The sequence below is a fragment of the Streptomyces sp. NRRL S-37 genome (assembly GCF_000721605.1).
Classification (GTDB): Bacteria; Actinomycetota; Actinomycetes; order Streptomycetales; family Streptomycetaceae; genus Streptomyces.
On record NZ_JOIZ01000029.1, the window covers coordinates 86,702 to 113,074 of the forward strand.

The window sequence follows — 26,373 nt, forward strand, 5'->3', positions numbered from 1 at the left end:
CCTCCCCGCGCGTCTTGTACGTTCTTGCGCTCGCGCTGGTAGGCGCCCGGGGGCACGCCGACGATCCGGCCGAAGTGCCGGTTCAGGTGCGGCTGGTCGGTGAACCCGACCGCGACGGCCGCCTCCGAGGGCGCCGTCCCCGCGTCCAGCAGCCGCCGTGCCCGCCGCACACGCGCGTCGGTGAGCCAAGTGTGCGGCGGCATCCCGTAGGTGTCCCGGAAGGCGCGCAGCAGCGCGAACGGGCCGGTGCCCAGCTCGGCGGCCAGCCGCTCCAGGGTCGGCGGATCCGCCATCCGCTCCTCCAGGACGGCACGCGCGCGTGCCGCGATCCCGGCGCCCGCCGTGCGCACCTCGCGTCGCGGCAGCGTCCCGCCGTTCAGCCGCAGCAGCCGGGTCACCGCGACCCGGAGCAGGGTGTCGGCGGCGAGCGCGTTGCCCTCGTCGGTGGCCCGCAGCACCTGGTGCACCAGACGGACGGTGTACGGATCGTCGAGCACCGGCGTCACGAACCCCGGTGTGCCGCGCAGTGTGGTGGTCTCGGCGGCGATCGCGCCCACCACCTCGGGCGACGGGTACACCGCCCCGTACCGCCAGCCCTCGGGGACACCCGCCCGGCCGGTGTGCGGGGTGTCCGGGTTCACCAGGGCCAGGGACCCGGCGCCTGCGTACACGTCGCCGCCGCCGTGGTGGAAGACCTCCGCCCCGTCGGCGATGGCGGCGATCACGAAGTGCTCGTGGGTGTGCCGGACGAACGTCTTCCGTATGTACCGGGCACGCAGCAGATCGACACCGGGCAGTTCGTCGTACCGCCAGTGCCGCGCCCGTTCCCTCCGGGATTCCGCCATACGGCCATTGTCGCGCCGCCCCGTCCGCCCTCGGTTCGGCCCGATTGTCAGTGGCCGGGTGCACGATGGACGCATGGTCAGCGATCCGCACCGAGCCCTGGACGGCTTCTCCCCCGCGACCCGCGGCTGGTTCACGGGGGCGTTCTCCGCGCCCACCGCCGCCCAGGCCGGCGCGTGGCGGGCCATCGGGGAGGGTTCGAACGTGCTGGTGGTCGCCCCCACCGGTTCCGGGAAGACCCTGGCCGCCTTCCTCGCCGCCCTGGACCAGCTCGCCTCGACGCCGCCGCCCGCCGACCCCAAGAAGCGCTGCCGCGTCCTGTACGTCTCGCCGCTGAAGGCCCTGGCCGTCGACGTCGAGCGCAATCTGCGCAGCCCGCTGACCGGCATCCGCCAGGAGTCCGTGCGCCTGGGGCTGCCCGAGCCCGAGGTGAAGGTCGGCATCCGCTCCGGTGACACCCCGCCCGCCGAGCGGCGTGCCCTGGCCACCCGCCCGCCGGACATCCTGATCACCACGCCCGAGTCGCTGTTCCTGATGCTGACGTCCGCCACGCGCGAGGCGCTGACGGGCGTGGAGACGGTGATCCTCGACGAGGTGCACGCGGTCGCCGGCACCAAGCGCGGCGCGCATCTCGCGCTCACCCTGGAGCGGCTGGACGAGCTGCTGCCCCGCCCGGCCCGCCGTATCGGCCTCTCGGCGACGGTGCGCCCGGTCGACGAGGTCGCCCGGTTCCTCTCCCCGCGCCGCAAGGTGGAGATCGTCCAGCCGGAGTCCGGCAAGGAGTTCGACCTGTCCGTGGTGGTACCGGTCGAGGACCTGGGCGAGCTGGGCGGCTCCCCGGTCGCGGACGGCTCGGAAGGGGCCGAGCGCCCGTCGATCTGGCCGCACGTCGAGGAGCGGATCACCGATCTGGTGCAGGCGCACCGCTCGACGATCGTGTTCGCGAACTCCCGCCGCCTCGCGGAGCGGCTGTGCAACCGGCTCAACGAGATCGCCTACGAGCGGGCCACCGGAGAGCCCCTGGACGAGCACCACTCCCCCGCCGAGCTGATGGGCGGCTCCGGGTCCGCCCAGGGCGCGCCCGCGGTCATCGCGCGCGCCCATCACGGCTCGGTGTCCAAGGAGCAGCGCGCCCTGGTCGAGGAGGACCTCAAGGCGGGCCGGCTGCCCGCGGTGGTCGCCACCTCCAGCCTGGAGCTGGGCATCGACATGGGCGCCGTCGACCTGATGGTCCAGGTCGAGTCGCCGCCGTCCGTCGCCTCCGGGCTCCAGCGCGTCGGCCGCGCGGGGCACCAGGTGGGCGCGGTCTCCACGGGCGTGGTGTTCCCGAAGTACCGAGGCGACCTGGTGCAGGCGGCCGTGGTCACCGAGCGGATGCGCGCGGGCGCCATCGAGTCCCTGCGCGTCCCCGCGAACCCCCTGGACGTGCTGGCCCAGCAGATCGTCGCCATGACGGCCATGGACACCTGGCAGCTCGACGACCTGCTCGCCCTGGTCCGCCGCGCCGCACCCTTCGCCTCCCTGCCCGAGTCCGCCTTCACGGCCGTCCTGGACATGCTCGCCGGCCGCTACCCGTCCGACGCGTTCGCGGAGCTGCGTCCGCGCGTGGTGTGGGACCGGGTCACGGGCGAGATCACCGGCCGCCCCGGCGCCCAGCGCCTGGCCGTCACCTCCGGCGGCACGATCCCCGACCGGGGCCTGTTCGGGGTGTTCCTGGCGGGCTCCGACCCCAAGAAGGGCGGTGGACGGGTCGGCGAGCTGGACGAGGAGATGGTCTACGAGTCCCGCGTGGGTGACGTCTTCACGCTCGGCACCAGCTCCTGGCGCATCGAGGACATCACGCGCGACCGGGTCCTGGTCTCCCCCGCGCCGGGCGTGCCGGGCCGGCTGCCGTTCTGGAAGGGCGACCAGCTGGGCCGGCCGCTGGAGCTCGGCCGCGCGGTGGGCGCCTTCCTGCGCGAGGTGGGATCGCTGTCCAAGGACGACGCCCGGCTGCGGCTCCTGGCGGCGGGACTGGACGCCTGGGCCGCCGACAACGTCCTGTCCTACCTCGACGAGCAGCGCGAGGCCTGCGGCCACGTCCCCGACGACCGCACCATCGTGGTGGAGCGCTTCCGCGACGAACTGGGCGACTGGCGGGTCGTCGTGCACTCCCCGTTCGGCGCCCAGGTGCACGCCCCGTGGGCGCTCGCGCTCGGCGCCCGCCTCTCCGAGCGGTACGGCATGGACGCCCAGGTGATGCACGCCGACGACGGCATCGTGCTGCGCCTGCCGGACGCCGATCTGATGGGCCTCGACCTGCTCGACCAGGAGCCGGTGCGGGCCGGCACCGAGTACGACGCGGACCGGGCCCCCGTGGGCGCGGCCGACGTCGTCTTCGACAAGGGCGAGGTCGACCAGGTCGTCACCGACCAGGTGGGCGGCTCGGCGCTGTTCGCGTCCCGGTTCCGCGAGTGCGCGGCCCGCGCGCTGCTGCTGCCGCGCCGCAACCCCGGCCGGCGCACCCCGCTGTGGCAGCAGCGTCAGCGCGCCTCGCAACTGCTCCAGGTGGCCGGCGAGTTCGGCTCGTTCCCGATCGTCCTGGAAGCCGTCCGCGAGTGCCTCCAGGACGTCTTCGACGTGCCCGGGCTCGTCGAGCTGATGGGCGACCTGGAGGCGCGCAAGGTGCGCCTGGTCGAGGTCACCACCCCCGAGCCGTCCCCGTTCGCCCGCTCCCTCCTCTTCGGCTACGTCGCCCAGTTCCTGTACGAGGGCGACTCCCCGCTCGCCGAGCGCCGCGCCGCCGCCCTGTCGCTGGACTCGCGGCTGCTGGCCGAGCTGCTCGGCCAGGCGGAGCTGCGCGAGCTGCTCGACGCGGAGGTGCTGACCGAGCTGGAGCGCGAGCTGCGGTGGCTCACCGAGGACCGGCGCGTCAAGGACGCGGAGGGCGTGGCCGACCTGCTGCGGCTGCTGGGCCCGCTCACCGACGCCGAACTCGCCGAGCGGGGCGCCGAGCCGCAGTGGGCGCGAGAGCTCGCCTCCGCGCGGCGCGCCATCCGGGTGCGGGTGGCCGGCACCGACCACTGGGCGGCGATCGAGGACGCCGGCCGGCTGCGCGACGCGCTGGGCACGGCACTGCCGGTCGGCGTGCCGGAGGCGTTCACCGAACCGGTCAAGGACCCCCTCGGCGACCTCCTCGCGCGGTACGCGCGCACCCACGGCCCGTTCACGTCGGCGACGGCAGCGGCCCGTTTCGGTCTGGGTGTGGCGGTCACCGAGGGCGCCCTGCGGCGGCTCTCGGCGGTCGGCCGGGTCGTCCAGGGCGAGTTCCACCCGGCCGGGATCGGACAGGAGTGGTGCGACGCGACCGTACTGCGCCGGCTGCGCCGCCGCTCCCTGGCCGCGCTGCGGCACGAACTGGAGCCGGTGCCGCCGCCCGCGCTCGCCCAGTTCCTCCCCCAGTGGCAGCACATCGGCAAGGGGCACTCCCTGCGCGGCGTCGACGGCCTGGTGCGCGCCGTCGAGCAGTTGCAGGGGGCGTCCGTGCCCGCGTCCGCCCTGGAGAAGCTGGTCCTGCCGTCCCGGGTGGCGGACTACGCCCCGGCGATGCTGGACGAGCTGACGGCCGCCGGGGAGGTGGTGTGGGCGGGCGCCGGTTCGCTGCCCGGGAAGGACGGCTGGGTCTCCCTCTACCTCGCGGACGCGGCCCCGCTGCTGCTGCCGCCCCCGCACCCCCTGGAGCCGACCGCCCTCCACCGGTCCGTCCTGGACGCCCTCTCCGGCGGCTACGGCCTGTTCTTCCGCCAGATCGCCGACCAGGTCCGCGCCACCACGCACCCCGAGGCCACCGATCCCCAACTGGCCGACGCCCTGTGGGACCTCGCCTGGTCCGGGCGGCTGACCAACGACACGCTCGCTCCCCTGCGCTCCCTGCTGGGCTCGGGCCGCACCGCGGGCTCCACCGCCCACCGCGCGAAGCGCTCCGTCCCACGCGGGCGCTACGGCTCGCTCACGGCGGCCGCCCGCGGTGCCTCCCGCACCGGCCCGCCGACCGTCGCCGGCCGCTGGTCCCTGCTTCCGGACACGAACACGGACACGGATGCCACGGTCCGTGCCCACTCCCTGGCCCGCACCCTGCTCGACCGGCACGGTGTGGTGACCCGGGGCGCCGTCTCCGCGGAGGGTGTCGAGGGCGGCTTCTCGGCGGTGTACCGGGTGCTGTCCGCCTTCGAGGAGACGGGCCAGGCGCGTCGCGGCTATGTGGTGGAGGGCCTGGGCGCCGCCCAGTTCGCGATGGACGGGGCCGTGGACCGCCTCCGCGCGGCGGCCAACGCCCGCGAGCGGAGCGACGGCCTCCCGGCCACCCCCGGCCCCGGTCCTGACATGCCCGACCCGTTCGGCGCCGCCTCCGCGCACGACGGCTTCCCCGGCCCGGACGACACGCCGTACCCCCGTCTCTCGCCGGGCGACTACGTCTCCCCGCGCGACCTGGCCCCGCAGTCCTCTGCGCCCCGGCGTAATGGCGGGCGTCCCGCGTACGACCCCTTCGCCGGCCGCCGTACCGGTGCGGACCGCGCCGCACGCGCCGTGGTCCTGGCCGCCGCCGACCCGGCGAACGCCTACGGTGCCGCTCTGGGATGGCCCGAGCCGCCGGCCGGCGCCGGGCACAAACCCGGCCGCAAGGCGGGCTCCCTGGTGGTGCTGGTGGACGGCGAGCTGACGCTCTACATGGAGCGCGGCGGCAAGACGCTGCTGGCCTGGCCCGCCGGCTCCGACGGAGAACCCGCCGACGACCCGCGTCTCCCGGCCGCCGCCGAGGCCCTCGCCGCGGCCGCCCGCGCGGGCTCCCTGGGCACGGTCACGGTGGAGCGCGTCAACGGCGCCTCGGCCCTGACCTCCCCGCTGGGCACCCTCCTGGAGACCGCGGGTTTCGTCGCCACCCCCAGAGGACTCCGCCTGCGCGCCTGACCCACCGCCACCCCGACGGATCCCGGCCTCCACCGCCCGGACGCCCCACACGCGCCGACGGAGCCCACGGCACCCCCTGCCCCTCCTGCGCACCACGAGCCACGCCGCCCTTCCCGACGACCACGCCCGCACCCCCGGCCCACCACCGGCACACGCCCACCCGGGCACCCCGGCCGCCCCCCGGGGCGCTCGGCACGCTCACAACGGAGCGCGTCAACGGCACCTCCGCACTGAAGCCCCTCCCGGAGACCACGGCTTCGTCTCCGCACCCCGACGACCACGCCCGCACCCCCGGCCCGCCACCGGCACACGCCCACCCGGGCACCCCGGCCGCCCCCCGGGGCGCTCGGCACGCTCACAACGGAGCGCGTCAACGGCACCTCCGCACTAAAGCCCCTCCCGGAGACCACGGCTTCGTCTCCGCACCCCGACGACCACGCCCGCGCCCCGGCCCGCCACCGGCACACGCCCGCCCGAGCGCCCCCGCCGCCCGGCGTGCCACCCTTGACGCATGCCCGAAGGAGATACGGTCTGGCAGGCCGCGAGGCGGCTGCACGACGCCCTGGCCGACCAGGTGCTGACCCGCAGCGACCTCCGGGTGCCGAGGTTCGCCACGGCCGACCTCACCGGCCGCACCGTGCTGGACGTCACCCCGCGCGGCAAGCACCTGCTGACCCGCGTCGAAGGCGGCCTGACGCTGCACTCGCACCTGAGGATGGACGGCTCCTGGCGGGTGTACACGCCCGGCCAGCGCTGGAACGGCGGCCCCGCCCACCAGATCCGCGCGATCCTCGGCAACGCCGACCGCACGGCCGTCGGCTACCGCCTCCCCGTCCTGGAACTGATCCGCACCACCGACGAGGACCGCGCGGTCGGCCACCTCGGCCCCGACCTCCTCGGCCCGGACTGGGACCCCGGCCTCGCACTGGCCAACCTCCTGAAGGACCCGGCCCGCCCCCTCGGCGAGGCCCTGCTGGACCAGCGGAACCTCGCCGGAATCGGCAACATCTTCAAGAGCGAGCTGTGCTTCCTCCTCGGCGTCACCCCCTGGCTCCCCGTGGGGGAGCTGCCCGCCGACCGTTCCGCGAAGCTTCCGGTGCTCGCCCGGAAACTGCTGGAGTTCAACCGCGAGCGTCCGGTCCGCAACACCACGGGCCGCCGCGGCCAGGACCTGTTCGTGTACGGCCGCGCCCGCCGCCCCTGTCTGCGCTGCCGCACCCCGATCCGTCTCGCCGACCAGGGCGACGGCTCCCGTGAGCGCCCCACGTACTGGTGCCCCGTCTGCCAGCCGGGCCCGGCACCGTTCACTCCCCGTCGGTGAACCGGCGTACGGTGCCCGTCCGCCACGCCCGCCGCCACCGTCCCGCCGCGAGCGCCCCCTCCGCCCGTGCCTTGGGCACACAGTGCACCGGCAGCAGACCGAGCCCCCACCCGCCGGCCGCGACCGCCCCTTCCACCAACCCTGCGTCGGGCGCCAGCAGCAGCCGCGCCATTGCCCACCACCACAGCACTCCCCATCCCAGAACGGCCCCCCGGCGCACCATCCGCCCCGCCGTCACGTCCCCCACCCCCGCGCCGACGCCATGAGACCGCTCGCCCCCGCGCACAGGGCGCGCCAAGGGCACACGGGCGCGTCCGGGGCCCCGGGCCGCTCCACGAGGGCCCCACGGCCCCCAAAGGTCACGTCACCCGTTCTCGGCCTGGAACATCCAGTGCTGCTTCTCGAGGTCCGCGGTGATCGTGATCAGGATGTCCTGGCTCACCGGGTCCGGTTCGGCGGTCGCCGTGACCCGCTCCCGCATACGGGCGATCACCGCGCCCAGCGCCTCCACGAGCGCGCCCACCGCGGCCGTGTCGTCGACCCAGCCCTCGGGCGTCACCCCGATGCCGCTGCCGACGGCGACCGTCGCGGCACGCCCGTCGGGCGAGACCCCCAGGGCCGCGGCGCGCTCCGCCACGGTGTCGGAGTGGGTACGCGCCAGGGCCACGACCTCGTCGAGCTGGAGGTGCACGGAACGGAAGCGCTGCCCGACCACGTTCCAGTGGATCTGTTTGGCCACCAGGGCGAGGTCCACCAGGTCGACCAGGGCGCCCTGCAGCGCCTCGGACACGGTCTTCAGGTTCGTGTCGGACAGCGGGCTCTTCACGACGTACATCCGCACCTCCGTAGCAGGCCCCCCGCCTCGTCCCTCAACGATGACCGCCACGCGCCGCACCGGCAAACGCACGGGGGAAGGCCCAGGCACGCGAAAACCCCGGCGGCACCCCTCCGGATCTCCCGGAAGGGCCCCTACCGGGGCATCCCACTGTCTTCACACCGCGCGTGCGCGGAACACCACGCTCACGCGGCGACGACGTCCACCGCCTCGGCGGGCGCCTTGATGGTCACCCGCTCCGGTGGCACACCGGTCACCGAAACGGAACCCAGCATCGGACGAACCGGCGTGGGGACGGACTCGCTGGGCGTCGCTGCAGCAGACTGGGCCAGTTCGGCGAGAGCGAGCTCGTCGCTCACTTCCCGCATGAGCTCGGACATCCGTACGTCCAGCGCGTCGCAGATGGCGGAGAGCAGCTCGGAGGAAGCCTCCTTCTGCCCCCGCTCCACCTCGGAGAGATAGCCGAGTGAGACTCGGGCGGACGAGGAGACTTCGCGCAGAGTACGGCCCTGGCGTTGGCGCTGCCGACGCAGCACGTCACCCAGCAGGCGACGGAGCAGAATCATCGGTGGCTCCCTCCTCGGACCGCGTAGCCGCATCCTTCTCGCCCCACCGTACCGCCTTGCGCCGCGGCCGTGCGGGGAGCGATGTCGTGTTCACTCAGGGCTGCAAACATCAAAACCCCCCGTTCCGTTCCGTATCCTGTGCCCGCTCATTCCCGGTCTGTTCGCCCGCAAGCTCCCTCAGAAGCAGTGCGAGTACGCTCCGTACACTCTCCATACGAATTTCCGCGCGGTCGCCGTTCAACCGCAGATGCCGCACTTTTCCGCCGCGGGCGGAACCCGTTCCCGTCCCCGCGGGGCCGTCCACGGCCACGAAAACCGTGCCGACGGCCTGGCCGTCCTGGGGATCCGGACCGGCGACGCCGGTGGTGGCGATGCCCCAGTCGGCGCCCAGTGCCTCGCGGACGCCGGCCGCCATCTGGGCCGCCACCTGCGGATCCACCGCTCCGTGCTGCGCCAGCAGGGTGGCGTCCACACCGAGCAGCCGCTGCTTGAGTTCGGTGGCGTACGCCGTCACCGAGCCCCGGAAGACCTTGGACGCCCCGGGGACCGAGGTGATCTCGGCCGCCACCAGACCACCGGTCAGCGACTCCGCGACAGCGAGCGTTCCACCGTTCACAGTGAGTAGTCGCACCACTTCGGTGGCCTCGGAACTCACGCTTCCGTCTCCTCCAACGCCGCCTCGCGCTCGGCGATTCCCCGCCTGCGCAGCACAATGGCCTGTTTCACATAGTCGAGTCCGGTCGCCACGGTCAGCACGACCGCCGCGGCCATCACCCACCACCGCAGCGTGGCCAGCCACCCCGTCAGCGCCAGTACGTACATACCGACGGCGATGCCCTGGGTGAGCGTCTTGAGCTTGCCCCCTCGGCTGGCCGGGATCACGCCGTAGCGAATGACCAGGAAACGCAGCAGGGTGACGCCGAGTTCCCGGCCGAGGATGACTCCGGTGACCCACCACGGGAGATCACCCAGCGAGGAGAGACAGATCAGCGCCGCTCCCATGATCGCCTTGTCGGCGATGGGGTCGGCGATCTTCCCGAAGTCGGTGACAAGGTTGTACGTGCGCGCCAGATGACCGTCGAACAGGTCGGTGATCATGGCGATGGCGAAGGCCGCCCAGGCGAACGACCGCCACGCCGGGTCGTAGCCGCCCTCGGCGAGCATCAGCATGACGAACGCCGGCACCAGGAGCAGCCGGAGCATGGTCAGCAGGTTGGCGATGTTCCAGACGCTGGCCTGGTTGACGGCCGCCGCCACGACCTTCGCGCCGCGCGCGGGCCTGGTCCCGTCCCCGGCGTCGGCGCCGTCACGGGACGCGGTGGCCGGTGCCGCCTCGCCGCCGTGCGTCCGGGCGCCGGCCGGGCCACGGCCGGACGCAGCGCGCCGGGCCGGTCCGCCGCCGGACGATCCCGGGGCCGTGCCCCGTGCCTCCCGCGCGACCGTGCGGCCGCTCGCCGGCAGGCCTCCGGGGGCAGCGCCGGCCGTCCTCCTCGCGCCGGAGGGGCCTCCCGCCGCCGATGCCGGGACACCCGTCATCTGCCCGCCTCCTCGCTCCACGCGGGCGAACCCTGGAACAGCGGCTCGGCCACCAGGTCGACACCCTCCGTGCCGATCACCTTCGCCTCGACCATACGGCCGACGGCCAGCCCTTCGCCGCTCGTGAGCAGCACCTGGCCGTCCGTCTCGGGGGCCTGGTGCGCCGCCCGGCCGTACACGCCCTCCGTCTCGTCGACGGACTCCACCAGCACGTGCACGGTCTCGCCGACCCGTTCCTCGGCGCGCTGCGAGACCAGTTCCTCGGCCAGCCGGGAGACCCGGGCCAGCCGCTCGGCGACGACGTCCTCGTCCAGCTTGCGGTCGTACGTCGCGGCCTCGGTGCCCTCCTCGTCGGAGTAGCCGAAGACGCCGACGGCGTCCAGCCGCGCGTGGTTCAGGAACCGCTCCAGCTCGGCCAGGTCGGCCGCGGACTCGCCGGGGAAGCCGACGATGAAGTTGGAGCGCACACCGGCCTGGGGCGCCTTGCTCCGGATGGTGTCGAGCAGTTCCAGGAACCGGTCGGTGTCGCCGAAGCGGCGCATCGCGCGCAGCACGTCGGGCGCGGAGTGCTGGAAGGACAGGTCGAAGTAGGGGGCGACCTTCGGGGTGGAGGTCAGCACGTCGATCAGGCCGGGCCGCATCTCGGCCGGCTGGAGGTAGCTGACGCGCACCCGCTCCAGGCCGTCGACCTCGGCCAGCTCGGGCAGCAGGGACTCCAGCAGGCGGATGTCGCCGAGGTCCTTGCCGTAGGAGGTGTTGTTCTCGGAGACCAGCATGATCTCCTTCACGCCCTGTTCGGCCAGCCAGCGCGTCTCGTTCAGCACGTCGCTGGGGCGGCGCGAGATGAAGGAGCCGCGGAAGGACGGGATGGCGCAGAAGGAGCAGCGCCGGTCGCAGCCGGAGGCGAGCTTCACCGAGGCGACCGGGGAGCCGTCCAGCCGGCGGCGCAGCGGCGCGCGGGGGCCGGAGGCCGGGGCGAGGCCGTCGGGCAGGTCCGCCGGGCCGTGTCCCGGGAGGGCGACGGCGGCGGCGGAGTCCTGCCGCTCGGCCGGGCTGATCGGCAGCAGCTTGCGGCGGTCGCGCGGGGTGTGGGAGGCGTGGATGCCGCCGTTCAGGATGGTCTGGAGGCGGTCGGAGATGTCGGCGTAGTCGTCGAAGCCGAGCACGCCGTCGGCCTCGGGGAGGGCCTCGGCGAGTTCCTTGCCGTACCGCTCGGCCATGCAGCCCACCGCGACGACGGCCTGGGTTCTTCCGTGTCCCTTGAGGTCGTTGGCCTCCAGGAGGGCGTCGACGGAGTCCTTCTTGGCGGCCTCGACGAAGCCGCAGGTGTTGACGACGGCGACGTCCGCTTCCTCGGCGTCCTCCACGAGCTGCCAGCCGTCCGCCTCCAAACGGCCTGCGAGCTCCTCCGAGTCCACCTCGTTACGGGCGCAGCCAAGGGTGACGAGTGCGACGGTACGGCGTTCAGGCATGGGCTCAAGACTACTTCGTCCCGCTGAGGCCCTACGTCGACGGGGTTGGCCGATCATGGCCAACCCCGTCGTCGAAGCACCCTTTGTGCCGGGTCATCCGGCCTGTGGGTCGCCCTTGGTGTAGGTGAGGCGCTCGACGGCGCCCGGCTGCCAGTCGTCCTCGATCTTCTTGCCGTTCACGAACAGGTCGATCGCGCCGGCGTCACCGAGGACCAGGTTGATCTTGGTGCTGTCCTGGAAGGTCTTGGATTCGCCCTGCTTGAGCAGTCCGTCGAACAGCTGCCGGCCGTTGTGGTCCTTGGCGGAGATCCAGCTGCGTCCGTCGGCGGCGCTGACCTGGACCGTCACCTTGTCCTGCGGTGCGGCGGCGATGGCGCTGTCCGACGGTTCCGGCTCGGGTGCGACGGGCTTCTCGGACTTCGGGGTGGGCGAGGCGGCCGGCTTGCTGGGCGTGGCGCCGTCGGCGACGTTCGCCTTGCCTCCGTCGTCGTCGCCCTTGACCATCGTGAATCCGACGAAGCCGATCACGACGACGATCGCGGCGACCATGGCCGCGGTCCAGTTGGGTCCGCGCCGCTCCGGACGGATCCGTTCCGCCTCGAACAGCGGGGCGGCCGGGGTCGGGGCCGGACGGCCGCCGCCGTGCTCGGCCTCGTACTGGGCGATCAGCGGGGCAGGGTCGAGGTCCACGGCCCTGGCCAGGGTCCGGATGTGCCCGCGCGCGTAGACGTCGCCGCCGCAGGGGGCGAAGTCGTCCGCCTCGATGGCGTGCACGATGGCGATGCGGACCCGGGTGGCGGTACTGACGTCGTCGACGGTGAGCCCGGCGGCGATGCGCGCCTGCCGCAGCGCTCGGCCGACGGAGACGGAAGGGCGGGCTTCCTCGGAAACGTCTTCGAACGGACGCTCGTCTTCAGGGGAGTTGCCGATGGACACGGGGGCGCCTTTCGAGCGTGTAGCCGCCTGTGCTGGAGGTTCAGTCTAGGAGGGGTACAAGAGGATGGGGCAACCGGGCGGTAGGACTTTGTACGCCATCGGAATGGCCCGACATTCCGATGATGGGACTGCGGTTTGTCGCTTTGCTCAACTTGACGTACACCGAAGGGAAACAGTTGCCCGGTGATCCCTAACGGGTGGGTCACGATCGACCGCCCGGGTGCCCGGAGGGGACGACCGCCTCCCGTTCGCCTACCCTTCAGACTCCCCCCGGATCAGCGCCAGCACGCCATCCAGTTCATCAGGCTTCACAAGAACGTCACGGGCCTTCGAACCCTCGCTCGGTCCGACGATGTTCCGCGACTCCATGAGGTCCATCAGCCGGCCCGCCTTGGCGAAGCCGACGCGCAGTTTGCGCTGGAGCATGGACGTCGACCCGAACTGGGTGGAGACGACCAGCTCGGCCGCCTGGCACAGCAGGTCCAGGTCGTCGCCGATGTCCTCGTCGATCTCCTTCTTCTGCTTGCTCCCGACGGTGACGTCGTCCCGGAAGACGGGCGCCATCTGCTCCTTGCAGTGCCGGACGACGGCCGCGACCTCCTCCTCGGTCACGAACGCGCCCTGCAGACGGGTCGGCTTGTTCGCGCCCATCGGCAGGAACAGCCCGTCGCCCTTGCCGATCAGCTTCTCGGCGCCGGGCTGGTCGAGGATGACCCGCGAGTCCGCGAGCGAGGAGGTGGCGAACGCCAGCCGGGACGGCACGTTCGCCTTGATCAGACCGGTGACCACGTCGACGGACGGCCGCTGTGTGGCGAGCACCAGGTGGATTCCGGCCGCCCGCGCGAGCTGCGTGATGCGCACGATGGAGTCCTCGACGTCGCGCGGGGCGACCATCATCAGGTCGGCCAGCTCGTCGACGATCACCAGCAGGTACGGGTACGGCTGCAGCTCGCGCTCACTGCCCTCGGGCGGCTTGACCTTGCCCTCGCGCACCGCGCGGTTGAAGTCGTCGATGTGCCGGTAGCCGTAGGCCGCGAGGTCGTCGTAGCGCAGGTCCATCTCGCGCACGACCCACTGGAGCGCCTCGGCGGCCCGCTTGGGGTTGGTGATGATCGGCGTGATCAGGTGCGGGATGCCCTCGTACGCCGTCAGCTCCACGCGCTTGGGGTCGACCAGGATCATCCGGACGTCCTCCGGGGTCGCCCGCATCATGATCGAGGTGATCAGGCAGTTGATGCAGGACGACTTTCCTGAGCCGGTGGCGCCGGCGACCAGCATGTGCGGCATCTTCGCCAGCGAGTCCATGACGTAGCCGCCCTCGACGTCCTTGCCGAAGGCGACCAGCATCGGGTCGTCGTCCTCGGCGGACTCCGCGAGCCGCAGGACATCACCGAGGTTGACCATCTCCCGGTCGGTGTTGGGGATCTCGATGCCGACGGCAGACTTGCCGGGGATCGGGCTGATGATCCGCACGTCCGGGCTGGCGACGGCGTACGCGATGTTCTTGGTCAGCGCGGTCACCCGCTCGACCTTCACGGCCGGGCCGAGTTCCACGACGTAGCGGGTGACCGTCGGGCCGCGGGTGAAGCCGGTGACGGCGGCGTCCACCTTGAACTCCGTGAAGACCTTCCGCAGCGCGTCGACGATGGCGTCGTTGGCGGCGCTGCGGGTCTTGCTGGGGCCGCCGCGCTCGAGCAGGTCGAGGGAGGGCAGCGCGTAGGTGATGTCGCCGGAGAGCTGGAGCTGCTCCGCGCGGGCGGGCAGATCGCGGGGTTCGCGCGGCGGCTCCTTGGTCATGTCCAGGACGCCGGCCGGCGGCTTGTCCCGCTGCGGCCCGTCCTGAGGCCCGTCCTGGGACCTGTCCGCCTTCGGCTTCTCCCGCTGCGGGCGGGCGGCCGGCACCGGCGTCGGTGTGGTCGGCTCCCGGTCCCCGGTGCTCACGCCCTGGGTCAGGTCGGCGACGATCGGCGAGGGCGGCATCCCGTGCAGCACGGCACCGTCCAGCGCGGCGGCAGCGGCGGCGGCCACGTCCACGGCGTCCATGGGCCGGTCCATGGCGGGCCTCGGCACCGCGGGCCGCCGGGGCCGGCCCCGGCGCCGGGACAGCGCCTCCTCCTCCGCCCTGTCCGGGTCGTACTCCTCGGGCGCCGGCCGCCGGCCGCGGCGGCTCGCGGGCAGCGACTCGCGCCACTGCTGCTCGTAACGCTCGTCGTCCTCGCCGAAGAACTCCTCCGGCTCGGGTTCGCGGACGAGTCCGAGCCGCACGCCGAGCTGCCGCAGGCGCTGCGGGATGGCGTTGACCGGGGTGGCGGTGACGACCAGCAGGCCGAAGACGGTGAGCAGCACCAGCAGCGGCACGGCGAGGACGTCGGTCATGGTCGCCGACAGCGGTGTGGCCGCGCCCCAGCCGATGAGCCCGCCGGCGTCCCTTATGGCCTGCATGCCGTCGCCGCGCGCGGGCGAGCCGCAGCCGATGTGGATCTGCCCGAGCACGCCGATGACGAGCGCGGACAGACCGATCACGATCCGTCCGTTGGCCTCCGGCTTCTCCGGGTGCCGGATGAGCCGTACGGCGATGACGGCGACCAGGACAGGCACCAGCAGGTCGAGCCGGCCGAAGGCCCCGGCGACCAGGATCTCCACGAGGTCGCCCACGGGACCCTTCAGATCGGCCCAGGTGCCGGCGGCGACGATCAGGGCGACGGCGAGCAGCAGCAGCGCCAGGCCGTCCTTGCGGTGCGCGGGGTCGAGGTTCTTGGCGCCCTGCCCTATGCCGCGGAAGACGGCGCCCACCGCGTGCGCGAGGCCCAGCCACAGGGCGCGTACGAGCCGGTAGACGCCGCTGGTCGGATTCGGGGCGGCCGGTGCGGGCGCGGGCTTCTTCGCCGCGGCCTTCCTGGCGGGAGCCTTCTTCGCCGGCGTCTTCTTCGCCGGGGCCTTCTTGGCAGCGGCCTTCTTCGCCGGAGCCTTCGCGGAAGCGGGCGCCTTCTTCGCGGGCGGCTTCTTGGCTGCGGAGGGACGTGAGGCCATGGGGGTGAGGTTACCGGTGGAGACGGCTGGGGACACGCGTGGCGAACGCTTCACCCGTTCGTGTCGCTCTCGTCGAGGCGTGACATTGACGCGCGGTTGACGCGGTCTCACCTCCACCGCGCATCGGATGCCCGGCCAACGCCCCTGCCCTCGGCGTCAGTTCTGCGACGGCACCGACGACGCGCTGCCGGTCCCGGGCTCCAGGGCGTCCAGCGCCCGCCGCAACCCCGTGAGCTTGCGCTCCAGATGGGCGGCCGTGGCCACCGCGGCAGCGTCGGTCGACTCGTCGTTGAGCTGCTTGGTGAGCGCCTCGGCCTGCTCCTCGACGGCCGCGAGCCGCGCCGAGAGCTCCGCGAGCAGCCCCGCCGTCTCCTTGGACTCGGCCGTGTCCTTCTCGCCGCCCTCCAGCTGGAGCCGCAGCAGCGCCGCCTGCTCCCGTAGCTGGCAGTTCTTCATGTACAGCTCGACGAAGACCGAGACCTTCGCGCGCAGCACCCACGGGTCGAACGGCTTGGAGATGTAGTCGACCGCGCCCGCCGCGTACCCGCGGAAGGTGTGGTGCGGGCCGTGGTTGATCGCGGTGAGGAAGATGATCGGGATGTCCCGGGTCCGCTCCCGCCGCTTGATGTGCGCGGCGGTCTCGAAACCGTCCATGCCCGGCATCTGGACGTCCAGCAGAATGACCGCGAAATCGTCCGTGAGCAGTGCCTTGAGCGCTTCCTCCCCGGACGATGCCCGCACCAGCGTCTGATCGAGCGCCGAGAGGATCGCCTCCAGCGCGAGCAGATTCTCCGGCCGGTCATCGACCAGGAGGATCTTGGCCTTCTGCACCATGGCCCGCCCTCCTCGCCCCGGCTTGGGGCCTCCCCTGTCCACAGGACCTGGGGCCGTACCGGTGGGTACCGCTCCAGGGGACGACTCCCTTGCGCCGCCCGTCCTTGTGCCGGTCATCGTAGCCGCACCCCGCCCGTCGCCACACCCTGTCACCGTGATGTCACTGTGCACGTAGCAGAAACGCGGCGGGAGACCAGAAGGTTCCCCGATTCCCGTACTTCTACACGACTTCGCGCACACCGCGTCAGCAACATCATGTGAAGACCGCGGCTTCCCGTCGCCTTCGCGCCCCCTCCGGGCGCCGGTCTCACTCCCCCCGCATCCACTGCTCCATCACCGACAGCAGGTGATCGGGGTCGACCGGCTTGGTCACGTAGTCGGAGGCACCCGACTCGATCGCCTTCTCGCGGTCGCCCTTCATCGCCTTCGCGGTGAGCGCGATGATCGGGAGCCCGGCGAACTGCGGCATCCGGCGGATCGCCGTGGTCGTGGCGTACCCGTCCATCTCGGGCATCATGATGTCCATCAGGACGACCGCCACGTCGTCGTGCTGCTCCAGCACCTCGATGCCCTCGCGGCCGTTCTCCGCGTACAGCACGGACAGGCCGTGCTGCTCCAGGACGCTGGTGAGCGCGAAGACGTTGCGGATGTCGTCGTCGACGATCAGCACCTTCTGCCCGCCGAAACGGATCCCGCGGCTCGACGGCCGGGGAGCCGGCTCCTGCTGCTCCGCGTCCGGCCACTGCTCGGCCTCCGGAGCGGGCCGCGGCTCCAGCGTGATCCTGCGGCGGCGCCGGAACAGCGCGGCCGGACCGTTCTGGGTGTCCCGGTACGACTTCACCTCGGCCGGCGTCTCGGCCTGCGGCCCGGCCGGCTCGGCCGAGGCCACCAGGTCACCGGCCTCCAGCGCGGGCATGGGCTGCTGGTAGCCGTTCGGGGGCAGCTCGCTCGGGTGCAGCGGCAGGTACAGCGTGAACGTCGAGCCGCGGCCCGGCTCGCTCTGCGCGTGGATCTCGCCGCCGAGGAGCTGCGCGATCTCCCGCGAGATGGACAGCCCCAGACCCGTACCGCCGTACTTGCGGCTGGTGGTGCCGTCGGCCTGCTTGAACGCCTCGAAGATCACCCGCATCTTGCCGGCCGCGATGCCGATGCCCGTGTCGCTCACCGAGAACGCGATCAGGTCCGCGTCCGGGTCGGTCAGCGAACCGGCCTCCAGCAACTGCTCCCGGATGGCCTGCGGAACCTCGTCCCGGGCGGGCCGGATGACCAGCTCGACCGATCCGGAGTCGGTGAACTTCACCGCGTTGGACAGCAGGTTGCGCAGCACCTGGAGCAGCCGCTGCTCGTCGGTGTGCAGCGTGGCCGGCAGCTCCGGCGACACCCGCACGGACAGGTCCAGGCCCTTCTCCGCGGTCAACGGCCGGAAGGTGGCCTCCACGTAGTCCACGAGCTGGACCAGCGCGATGCGCGTCGGGGAGACGTCCATCTTGCCCGCCTCGACCTTCGACAGGTCGAGGATGTCGTTGATGAGCTGCAGCAGGTCGGACCCGGCGCCGTGGATGGTCTCGGCGAACTCGACCTGTTTCGGGGAGAGGTTCCCCTCCGCGTTGTCGGCGAGCAGCTTCGCCAGGATCAGCAGCGAGTTGAGCGGCGTCCGCAGCTCGTGCGACATGTTGGCGAGGAACTCGCTCTTGTAGCGCATGGAGACCGCGAGCTGTTCGGCGCGCTCCTCCAGGACCTGCCGCGCCTCCTCGATCTCGGTGTTCTTCACCTCGATGTCCCGGTTCTGCCGGGCCAGCAGCTCGGCCTTCTCCTCCAGTTCGGCGTTGGACGCCTGGAGCGCCTTCTGCCGCTGCTCCAACTCCGCCGACCGCTCGCGCAGTTGCTCGGTCAGCTCCTGGGACTGCGAGAGCAGCCGCTCGGTCTTGGTGTTGACCGAGATGGTGTTGACGCTCGTCGCGATCATCTCGGCGATCTGGTTGAGGAAGTCCTTCTGGATGTGCGTGAACGGCGTGAACGAGGCCAGCTCGATGACGCCGAGCACCTTCCCCTCGAACAGCACCGGCAGCACGATCACCTGCGCCGGCGGTGCCTCCCCGAGCCCCGAGGAGATCTTCAGGTAGCCGCTGGGCGCGTCCTGCACGAGGATCGTGCGCTTCTCCACGGCGGCCGTCCCGATGAGCCCCTCACCGGGCCGGAACGACGTCGGCATGGACCCCATGGAGTAGCCGTACGAGCCGAGCATGCGCAGCTCGAACTGGTCGTCGTCCGCGGCGTTCAGGTCCTCGCCGTCGACCAGCGGCATCGCCAGGAAGAACGCGCCGTGCTGCGCGGACACCACCGGCGTCAGCTCGCTCATGATCAGCGAGGCCACGTCCTCCAGGTCGCGGCGGCCCTGCATCAGCGCGGAGATGCGGGCGAGATTGCCCTTGAGCCAGTCCTGCTCCTTGTTGGCGATCGTGGTGTCGCGCAGGTTGGCGATCATCTTGTTGATGTAGTCCTGGAGTTCCTGGATCTCCCCGGACGCGTCCACGTCGATCTTCAGGTTCAGGTCGCCGCGGGTCACCGCGGTCGCCACCCGCGCGATGGCACGCACCTGCCGGGTCAGGTTCCCGGCCATCTCGTTCACGGACTCGGTCAGATCCCGCCAGGTGCCGTCCACGTCCCGCACGCGTGCCTGGCCGCCGAGCTGCCCCTCGGTACCCACCTCACGGGCCACGCGGGTGACCTCCTCGGCGAACGACGACAGCTGGTCCACCATCGTGTTGATGGTGGTCTTCAGCTCGAGGATCTCCCCGCGCGCGTCGATGTCGATCTTCTTCGTCAGGTCACCCTTGGCGATGGCCGTCGTCACCATGGCGATGTTGCGCACCTGACCGGTCAGGTTGGACGCCATCTGGTTCACCGACTCGGTGAGGTCCTTCCACGTCCCCGCCACACCCGGCACGTGCGCCTGCCCGCCCAGGATGCCGTCCGTGCCCACCTCGCGGGCCACCTTGGTGACCTGCTCCGCGAACGCGCTCAGCGTCTTCACCATGATGTTGATGGTGTCGGCGAGCTGCGCCACCTCACCACGCGCCTCGATGCTGACCTGCCGCGACAGGTCACCGTTGGCGACGGCCGCGGACACCTGGGAGATGTTCCGCACCTGGGTGGTCAGGTTCTTCGCCATCAGGTTGACGTTGTCGCTCAGGTCCTTCCAGATGCCCGTGACACCCGGTACGTGTGCCTGGCCGCCCAGGATGCCCTCGGTGCCCACCTCACGGGCCACCCGGGTCACCTGCTCGGCGAACGACGACAGCTGGTCCACCATCGTGTTGACGGTGGTCACCAGCTCCAGGATCTCGCCCTTGGCGTCGACGGTGATCTTCTTCGACAGGTCGCCCTTGGCGACCGCCGTGGTGACCTCGGCGATGTTGCGCACCTGGAGGGTCAGGTTGTTCGCCATGCCGTTCACCGACTGCGTGAGGTCCTTCCAGGTCCCGGAGACCCCCTGCACCTCGGCCTGACCGCCGAGGATGCCCTCGGTGCCCACCTCGCGGGCCACCCGGGTGACCTCCTCGGCGAACGACGACAGCTGGTCCACCATCGTGTTCAGCGTGTTCTTGAGCTCCAGGATCTCCCCGCGCGCGTCCACGGTGATCTTCTGCGACAGGTCACCACGTGCCACCGCCGTCGCCACCTGGGCGATGTTGCGCACCTGACCGGTCAGGTTGGACGCCATGCCGTTCACGGAGTCCGTCAGGTCCCGCCACACGCCGGCGACCCCGGGCACCTGCGCCTGACCACCGAGGCGGCCCTCCGTACCCACGTCCCGGGCCACCCGGGTCACCTGGTCGGCGAACGACGAGAGCTGGTCCACCATCGTGTTGATGGTGTTCTTCAGCTCGAGGATCTCCCCGCGCGCGTCGACGTCGATCTTCTGCGACAGGTCACCCCGCGCGACGGCCGTCGTCACCTGGGCGATGTTGCGCACCTGACCGGTCAGATTCGACGCCATCGAGTTGACGGAGTCGGTGAGCTCCTTCCAGGTGCCCGACACGCCGTCCACCCGTGCCTGACCGCCCAGCCGGCCCTCCGTGCCCACGTCCCGGGCCATCCGCGTGACCTGGTCGGCGAAGCTCGACAGCTGGTCCACCATCGTGTTCACGGTGTTCTTCAGCTGGAGCATCTCGCCGGAGACGTCCACGGTGACCTTCTGCGACAGATCGCCGTTGGCGACCGCCGTCGTCACCTGGGCGATGTTCCTCACCTGTCCGGTGAGGTTCCGGAACGCCGTGTTGACGGAGTCCGTCAGGTCCTTCCACGTCCCCGCCGCCCCCGGCACCTGCGCCTGACCGCCCAGCTCGCCCTCGACGCCGATCTCGCGCGCCACGCGCGTGACCTCGGCGCCGAAGGAGGACAGCTGGTCGACCATCGTGTTGACGGTGTTCTTCAGCTCCAGCATCTCGCCGGCCACGTCCACGGTGACCTTCTGCGACAGGTCACCGTTGGCGACCGCCGTCGTCACCGCGGCGATGTCCCGCACCTGAGTGGTGAGGTTGCGGAACACCGTGTTGACGGAGTCCGTCAGGTCCTTCCACGTCCCCGCCGCCCCCGGTACGTTCGCCTGACCGCCCAGCCGTCCCTCGGCCCCGACCTCGTTGGCGACCCGCGTGACCTCGTCCGCGAAGATCCGCAGTGTCTCGGTCATCTGGTTGATCGTCTCGGCGAGCTGCGCGACCTCGCCGCGCGCCGGCACCGTCACCTTCCGCGACAGATCACCGCTGGCGACCGCGGTCGTCACCTCGGCGATCCCGCGCACCTGAGCGGTGAGGTTCCCGGCCATGGTGTTGACGGAGTCGGTGAGCTCCTTCCACACCCCGTCCACCCCGGGCACCTGCGCCTGGCCGCCCAGGGCGCCCTCGGTGCCCACCTCACGCGCGACGCGTGTCACCTCCGAGGAGAACGCGGAGAGCTGGTCCACCATCGTGTTGACGGTGTTCTTCAGCTCCAGCATCTCGCCCTCGACGTGCACGGTGACCTTGCGGGACAGATCACCGCGCGCGACGGCCGTCGTCACCAGCGCGATGTCGCGCACCTGCGCCGTCAGCCGCTCCGCCATCGTGTTGACGGAGTCCGTCAGGTCCTTCCAGGAGCCGGACATGCCGCGCACCTGGGCCTGACCGCCCAGCTTGCCCTCGGTGCCCACCTCGCTGGCCACGCGCGTGACCTCGTCGGTGAACGTCGACAACTGGTCGACCAGGTTGTTCACCGTCCGCGCGACCTTCAGGAACTCGCCCCGCAGCGGATGCCCGGCCCCTTCCGGCGCCGCCTGCGTCCGCAGCTCCATGCGCGGCGACAGATCGCCCTCCGCCACCGCCGACAGCACCCGGCTCACCTCGGAGACGGGCCGCACCAGGTCGTCCACCAGCGCGTTGGAGTTGTCGATCGCGACCCCCCAGGAACCCTCACAGGCCCCCGTCTCCAGCCGCTCCGTGAGCTTTCCCTCACGCCCGACCATGCGGCGCACCCGCGCCAGCTCACCCGTCAGGTGGAGATTGCGGTCGGCCACCTCGTTGAAGACCGCCGCGATCTCCGCCATCACGCCGTCGCCGGACACCGTGAGCCGCTTGCGGAAGTTCCCGTCCCGCATCGCCACCAGCGCCGTCATCAACCGGTTCAGAGCCGCCGTCTCCACGGTCGTGGTCCCGCCCCGTGTCCTTCCCGGCTCGCCCAGGGACCGTCCGCCTTTCGCGCGCGTCGTCTTCGTGCCCCGCGTCGCTGCGCCAGACTCCACTGTGTCCCTCCCGCAGGGGTCGACCGTTACCGCTGTGCCCGGGCACACCGCCAGGGGCGTTCCCGATGTTCCTGTGCTCTTCCCGTACTACCGCGATGTCCTGCCCGACGTTCCGAAGGCGCCGCCAAGGGGGCTGCTGCCCACCCGGGGCGGAAGGCACACGGCCCGCCCGGACCCTCACCACAAGCCTGCCCAGTGTTTCACCCTCGCCGAACCAGGCGATAACAGTCCGGCAGCTTCGCACACCGTCCGCACACCCGCCGGACGAAGAACACCTCCGGACGGAAACACAGCAGACCGGCATTCGCTCGGACCGTGAAGGTAAGTAACCTTGCATCCGGCTGTCCAGCCACGCCGGTCCGCCCGGCCTGGGCGGTGGCACGGGAACGAGCGGGCATCGGAGGGCGGCCGCACACATGACCACCGGACTGATCCCGGGGGAGCAGCCCCCGGACCCACGGCCGGCTGACGGCCTGCCGCAGCAGCGGCACGAGCCCACCGGCCAGGGAGCCATGCCCGTCGAGAACCGGTCGAGGAGTTCTGTGATCACCGCGCGCGCGGCCGCCAGCTTCGAGCCCGTGGGGCGATCGGTCGCGAGTGCCCGGTCCTTCGTCCGCGACACCCTGCAGGGCTGGGGTTTCGCCGACATCGTCGACGACGCCGTGGTCCTCACCAGCGAACTGGTGACCAACGCCGTGGTCCACGCCGGCACCTCCGCCGACCTGCTCTGTCTGCGCAGCGACGACGGCGTACGGATCGAGGTGGCCGACCGGTATCCGGAGCGGGAGATCCCGCTCCAGGGCTCCGCCGTCACCATGGGCAACCCCGACCGCGAGGGGGGCCGCGGGCTCCAGCTCTGCGCGGCCCTGGCCGGCCACTGGGGCGTGGACTACACCCCCACCCACAAGACCGTCTGGTTCCGGCTCGACCTTCCCGAGCGCCCGGTCGGCACCCGCGCCGCCGGCCCCTCCCTGCCGGCCCACCTCCTCCCGCTCGCCGACACCCGGGTCCGCGTCGCCGTCGTCCAGATCGACCGGACCGGCTCCGTCAGCGCCTGGAACGAGGACGCCGAGGAACTCTTCGGCTACTCCGCCGAACAGGTCACCGGCAAGCCGCTGACCGACTTCGCGGCCTGGCCGCACACCCCGGGCACCGGCACCGGCATCGCCGACGCGCTCCAGCTCTCCCGCTGGGAGGGCAGCTACGGCATCAGGGGCGCCCACGGCCGGGTGATCCCCGTGTACGCCTCCCACCTGCGAGTACGGGACACCGACGGCGAACCGTCAACGGTCTGCCTCCTCGTACGGGACCACGAACGGGCGGTTCTGCAGACCCCGCTGCGCGGCCCCGCGTCCGACAAGTCCGGCACCTCCGAGGGCCAGAGCACCGACCCCTTCGAGGTCTTCATCGGCTCCCCGCCCCCGGACGACCTCGACGGGCTGCTCCAGCGCACGGTGGAACGCGCCCGCGACATGCTCGACGGCGACTCCGCCTTCCTGCTCCTCGCCACCGACGACGAGACGGAACTGGAGGTCCGCGCCTCCACCGGCCTGCCCTCGGCCCGTCAGCGCTTCGCCCGCGTCCCCGTCGAGGCCGGCCCCGGCCGCTACGGCTCCGCCCGCATGCCGGCCGTCCACGAGGACCTGGCCGCCCTCCCCGGCGCGGTGCCGCTCCTCAACAGCACCGGCATGCGCTCGGTCGTCACCGTCCCGCTGAAGGTGGAGGGCCGTCTCACCGGCTCTCTCGGTGTCGCCGCCGAGGCACCCGGCAGATACTCCAACGAGGAGGCGCTGCGTCTGCAGTTCGCGGCGGACCGCATCGCGCTCGCCGTCGAGTCGGCCCGTCTGGGTGAGCTGGAGCGCCTGCGCCGCGGCTCGCTCAGCTTCCTCGTCGAGGCCTCCGACCTGCTGGCCGGCACCCTGGACCGGGACCAGACCCTGGCCCTGATGGCCCAGATGACGGTGCCGACCCTCGCCACCTGGTGCGCCGTCTACACGATCGCCGACCAGGCCTCCGAGCCGTATCTCTCCTACGTGCTGCACGAGGACGAGGAGCTGATCGACGGCATCAAGTCCCTGCTGTCGAAGATCGCCCCGCCCGACCCGGTCCCCACGCCCGGCGCCCGCATCTGGTCCGCCCCCGCGGAGGTCGCCCACCAGGCGGCCCTGCGCACCTCCATGCGCAGCCTCGGCCTCAGCGGCAGTCCGACCCGTCAGGTCACCCCGGGCATCGGCCCGACCCTCGCGACGGCCGCCGCGGTCGGAGGCGAGACGGTGGTCCTGCCGCTGGTCGCCCGCAACCGGGTCATCGGCATGCTGACGCTCGGCAAGCCGACCGACGAGCACTTCCGCCAGGAGATCCTGGAGCTCGCCGAGGATCTCTCCCGGCGGGCCGCCCTGGCGCTGGACAACGCCCGCCTCTACTCGGAGCGCACGGCCATCAGCCAGTCCCTCCAGCGCAGTCTCCTGCCGCCGGAGCTGCCGACGATCGACGGCGTCGAGGTCGAGGTCATCTACCGCGCGGCCGGCGAGGGCAACGAGGTCGGCGGCGACTTCTACGACCTCTTCCCGATCAGTGACGGCGCGTACGGTTTCGCCATCGGCGACGTCTGCGGCACCGGCCCCAACGCGGCGGCCGTGACCGGTCTCGCCCGGCACGCGCTCCGGCTGCTGGCCCGCGAGGGCCTCAGCGGCCCGGCGGTCCTGGAGCGCCTCAACTCCGCGATCCTCGACGAGGGCGCCCGCAGCCGCTTCCTCACCCTCCTCTACGGCGAGATGCGCCCGCAGGACGACGGCAGCGCGGAACTGAAGGTGGTCTGCGCCGGTCACCCTCTCCCGCTCCGTCTGCGCCAGGACGGCACGGTCGAACCGGCGGCGGAGCCGCAGCCCCTCCTCGGCGTCATCGAGGACCTGGAACTGTACGAGCAGACGGTCACCCTCGATCCCGGCGACGTGCTCCTCTGCGTCACCGACGGTGTCACCGAACGCCGTGAGGGTCCCCGCATGCTGGGCGACGACGGCCTCGCCGACGTCCTGACCACCTGCACCGGACTGACGGCCGGCGCGGTCGCGGCCCGCATCATGCGTGCGGTGGAACGCTTCGCCTCCGAACCCCCGTCCGACGACATGGCGATCCTCGCCATGCGCGTACCGGGCCTGCACACGGATTAGCGGAAGTTGCCCTGCGGGGAGGGCACTCCCCGCAGGGCATGAGAAAGGCCCCGCCCGAATGGGCGGGGCCTTTCTGTCCGAGCCCCCAAACGGAATCGAACCGTTGACCTTCTCCTTACCATGGAGACGCTCTACCGACTGAGCTATAGGGGCCTGTTGCCGTGTGCGGGGTTTTCCGCTCGCCAACGGAATAGATCATACCCCGAACGGGCCCGTGCTCCCAACCGCCGCTCAGCCGGTCGGCTGGAGCAGCCCGCCCAGCGCGTTGCACGCCGCCGCGATCCGCTGCATGTCCCGTCTGGTCAGCGACGCGTCCACGGGAAGCGCGAGTGTCTCGTCGGCGGCCCGCTCGGTCTCGGGCAGGGACACGCAGCGCCGGAACTCGGGCATCCGGTGCACGGGGGTCTTCACCGGTACGCGGCACTCAACACCCTTGCCCCGTATGGCGCGTGCGAAGGCGTCCCGGTCGGGCCTGCCGTTCCCCGGCACCCGCACGACGTACTGCTGATAGGTGTGCCCGACTCCGCTCTCGGGTGTCCGCACGCCCCTCAACTTGGCGTCGAGGAACGCCGCCCGCTCCCGCCGTCGAGCCATCTCGTCGTACGGAGCCTCGGATTCCCCGTGCTCCAGCACCAGCAGCCCGCGCCGGCGGCCGAGCGCGTGCAACCGTCCGACGTCGGCGGGCCTTCCGAAGCGGTGTACGACAACGACGGCTGCCGTCCGCGGAGTTACGGCCGCCTCCACCGCGGCCGGCTCCAGGCAGTACGTCGCCGGGTCTATGTCGGCGAACACCGGCAGTGCCCCTGCCATCGCCACGGCTTCGGCGACTTCCACGTTCCCGAAGGCCGGTACGACGACCTCGTCGCCCACTCCGACACCGGCGGCCCTGAGCAGTGCAGCAGTACTCATGCAGTGGATGCTCGTTGCGCAACGTGAACGTCAAGTGACGCAGAACAAAAAAGGGTTGGACCCGGAACCGAAGTTCGGGGTCCAACCCTTTTGAATGATTGTTCGGCGGCGTCCTACTCTCCCACAGGGTCCCCCCTGCAGTACCATCGGCGCTGTAAGGCTTAGCTTCCGGGTTCGGAATGTAACCGGGCGTTT

General features: G+C 71.8%; 14 protein-coding genes, 1 tRNA gene, 1 rRNA gene and 1 pseudogene. 3 read left to right on the top strand and 14 right to left on the bottom strand.

Going from position 1 to position 26,373, the window contains the following annotated elements:
• Positions 1 to 8: 8 nt before the first annotated feature.
• Positions 9 to 845 (bottom strand): annotated as a pseudogene (locus IH50_RS0132875) (AraC family transcriptional regulator); the annotation flags it as partial.
• A gap of 73 nt (positions 846 to 918) precedes the next feature.
• Between IH50_RS0132875 and IH50_RS0132880 the strand changes: the two are divergent.
• Positions 919 to 5,790, top strand: a complete 4,872-nt coding sequence (locus IH50_RS0132880) for an ATP-dependent helicase (RefSeq protein WP_030870743.1) — start codon at positions 919 to 921, stop codon at positions 5,788 to 5,790.
• 511 nt (positions 5,791 to 6,301) lie between these two features.
• Positions 6,302 to 7,111, top strand: coding sequence for an Fpg/Nei family DNA glycosylase (locus tag IH50_RS0132885; RefSeq protein WP_030870744.1), 810 nt, complete (start codon positions 6,302 to 6,304; stop codon positions 7,109 to 7,111).
• Here the strand turns inward: IH50_RS0132885 and IH50_RS0132890 are convergent.
• The 10 genes from IH50_RS0132890 to IH50_RS0132935 all read right to left on the bottom strand — a co-directional run bounded on the left by IH50_RS0132890 (position 7,095) and on the right by IH50_RS0132935 (position 22,099).
• Positions 7,095 to 7,334, bottom strand: a complete 240-nt coding sequence (locus IH50_RS0132890; RefSeq protein WP_030870746.1) for a hypothetical protein — start codon at positions 7,332 to 7,334, stop codon at positions 7,095 to 7,097. The genes IH50_RS0132885 and IH50_RS0132890 overlap by 17 nt on opposite strands.
• Positions 7,335 to 7,475: 141 nt before the next feature.
• Complete coding sequence (locus tag IH50_RS0132895) at positions 7,476 to 7,946, bottom strand: Dps family protein (protein WP_030870748.1); 471 nt, start codon at positions 7,944 to 7,946, stop codon at positions 7,476 to 7,478.
• A gap of 185 nt (positions 7,947 to 8,131) precedes the next feature.
• Positions 8,132 to 8,512, bottom strand: coding sequence for a helix-turn-helix domain-containing protein (locus tag IH50_RS0132900; RefSeq protein WP_030825954.1), 381 nt, complete (start codon positions 8,510 to 8,512; stop codon positions 8,132 to 8,134).
• A gap of 109 nt (positions 8,513 to 8,621) precedes the next feature.
• On the bottom strand, positions 8,622 to 9,167 hold the full coding sequence (locus IH50_RS0132905) for a CinA family protein (protein ID WP_030870750.1): 546 nt from the start codon (positions 9,165 to 9,167) through the stop codon (positions 8,622 to 8,624).
• Entirely contained in the window at positions 9,164 to 10,048 is an 885-nt protein-coding gene (gene pgsA / locus IH50_RS0132910) for a CDP-diacylglycerol--glycerol-3-phosphate 3-phosphatidyltransferase (protein ID WP_030870752.1), read from the bottom strand. The genes IH50_RS0132905 and pgsA overlap by 4 nt, the downstream gene beginning before the upstream one ends.
• A complete protein-coding gene (gene rimO, locus IH50_RS0132915; protein WP_078914181.1) occupies positions 10,045 to 11,520 on the bottom strand; it encodes a 30S ribosomal protein S12 methylthiotransferase RimO in 1,476 nt (491 codons plus the stop codon). Before rimO ends, pgsA begins: the two co-directional genes overlap by 4 nt.
• Before the next feature lie 93 nt (positions 11,521 to 11,613).
• Complete coding sequence (locus tag IH50_RS0132920) at positions 11,614 to 12,456, bottom strand: helix-turn-helix domain-containing protein (RefSeq protein WP_030870757.1); 843 nt, start codon at positions 12,454 to 12,456, stop codon at positions 11,614 to 11,616.
• A gap of 252 nt (positions 12,457 to 12,708) precedes the next feature.
• Positions 12,709 to 15,486, bottom strand: a complete 2,778-nt coding sequence (locus IH50_RS0132925) for a DNA translocase FtsK (protein ID WP_030870761.1) — start codon at positions 15,484 to 15,486, stop codon at positions 12,709 to 12,711.
• 156 nt (positions 15,487 to 15,642) lie between these two features.
• A complete protein-coding gene (locus tag IH50_RS0132930) occupies positions 15,643 to 16,320 on the bottom strand; it encodes a response regulator (RefSeq protein WP_030870763.1) in 678 nt (225 codons plus the stop codon).
• A gap of 307 nt (positions 16,321 to 16,627) precedes the next feature.
• Positions 16,628 to 22,099: a HAMP domain-containing protein gene (locus IH50_RS0132935; RefSeq protein ID WP_030870766.1), complete on the bottom strand. Its 5,472-nt coding sequence runs from the start codon at positions 22,097 to 22,099 to the stop codon at positions 16,628 to 16,630.
• Between the two features lie 416 nt (positions 22,100 to 22,515).
• Between IH50_RS0132935 and IH50_RS0132940 the strand changes: the two genes are divergently transcribed.
• Positions 22,516 to 25,269 (top strand): SpoIIE family protein phosphatase, encoded by a 2,754-nt coding sequence (locus IH50_RS0132940; protein ID WP_030870768.1) that lies wholly within the window; start codon positions 22,516 to 22,518, stop codon positions 25,267 to 25,269.
• Positions 25,270 to 25,349: 80 nt separating this feature from the next.
• Here IH50_RS0132940 and IH50_RS0132945 read toward each other — a convergent pair.
• The 3 genes from IH50_RS0132945 to rrf all read right to left on the bottom strand — a co-directional run.
• Positions 25,350 to 25,422 (bottom strand) — tRNA-Thr (locus tag IH50_RS0132945).
• Between the two features lie 78 nt (positions 25,423 to 25,500).
• Positions 25,501 to 26,178: a DegT/DnrJ/EryC1/StrS family aminotransferase gene (locus IH50_RS0132950; protein ID WP_030870771.1), complete on the bottom strand. Its 678-nt coding sequence runs from the start codon at positions 26,176 to 26,178 to the stop codon at positions 25,501 to 25,503.
• A 100-nt stretch (positions 26,179 to 26,278) separates the two neighbouring features.
• Positions 26,279 to 26,373 (bottom strand): 5S ribosomal RNA (gene rrf, locus IH50_RS38945); the annotation flags it as partial.

Coding starts and splice junctions, on each gene's coding strand:
- IH50_RS0132895 (WP_030870748.1), bottom strand. CDS start 7,946: ATGTACGTCGTGAAGAGCCCGCTGTCCGACACGAACCTGAAGACCGTG.
- IH50_RS0132890 (WP_030870746.1), bottom strand. CDS start 7,334: ATGGTGCGCCGGGGGGCCGTTCTGGGATGGGGAGTGCTGTGGTGGTGG.
- pgsA (WP_030870752.1), bottom strand. CDS start 10,048: ATGACGGGTGTCCCGGCATCGGCGGCGGGAGGCCCCTCCGGCGCGAGG.
- IH50_RS0132880 (WP_030870743.1), top strand. CDS start 919: ATGGTCAGCGATCCGCACCGAGCCCTGGACGGCTTCTCCCCCGCGACC.
- IH50_RS0132940 (WP_030870768.1), top strand. CDS start 22,516: ATGACCACCGGACTGATCCCGGGGGAGCAGCCCCCGGACCCACGGCCG.
- IH50_RS0132950 (WP_030870771.1), bottom strand. CDS start 26,178: ATGAGTACTGCTGCACTGCTCAGGGCCGCCGGTGTCGGAGTGGGCGAC.
- IH50_RS0132885 (WP_030870744.1), top strand. CDS start 6,302: ATGCCCGAAGGAGATACGGTCTGGCAGGCCGCGAGGCGGCTGCACGAC.
- IH50_RS0132930 (WP_030870763.1), bottom strand. CDS start 16,320: ATGGTGCAGAAGGCCAAGATCCTCCTGGTCGATGACCGGCCGGAGAAT.
- IH50_RS0132925 (WP_030870761.1), bottom strand. CDS start 15,486: ATGGCCTCACGTCCCTCCGCAGCCAAGAAGCCGCCCGCGAAGAAGGCG.
- rimO (WP_078914181.1), bottom strand. CDS start 11,520: ATGCCTGAACGCCGTACCGTCGCACTCGTCACCCTTGGCTGCGCCCGT.
- IH50_RS0132900 (WP_030825954.1), bottom strand. CDS start 8,512: ATGATTCTGCTCCGTCGCCTGCTGGGTGACGTGCTGCGTCGGCAGCGC.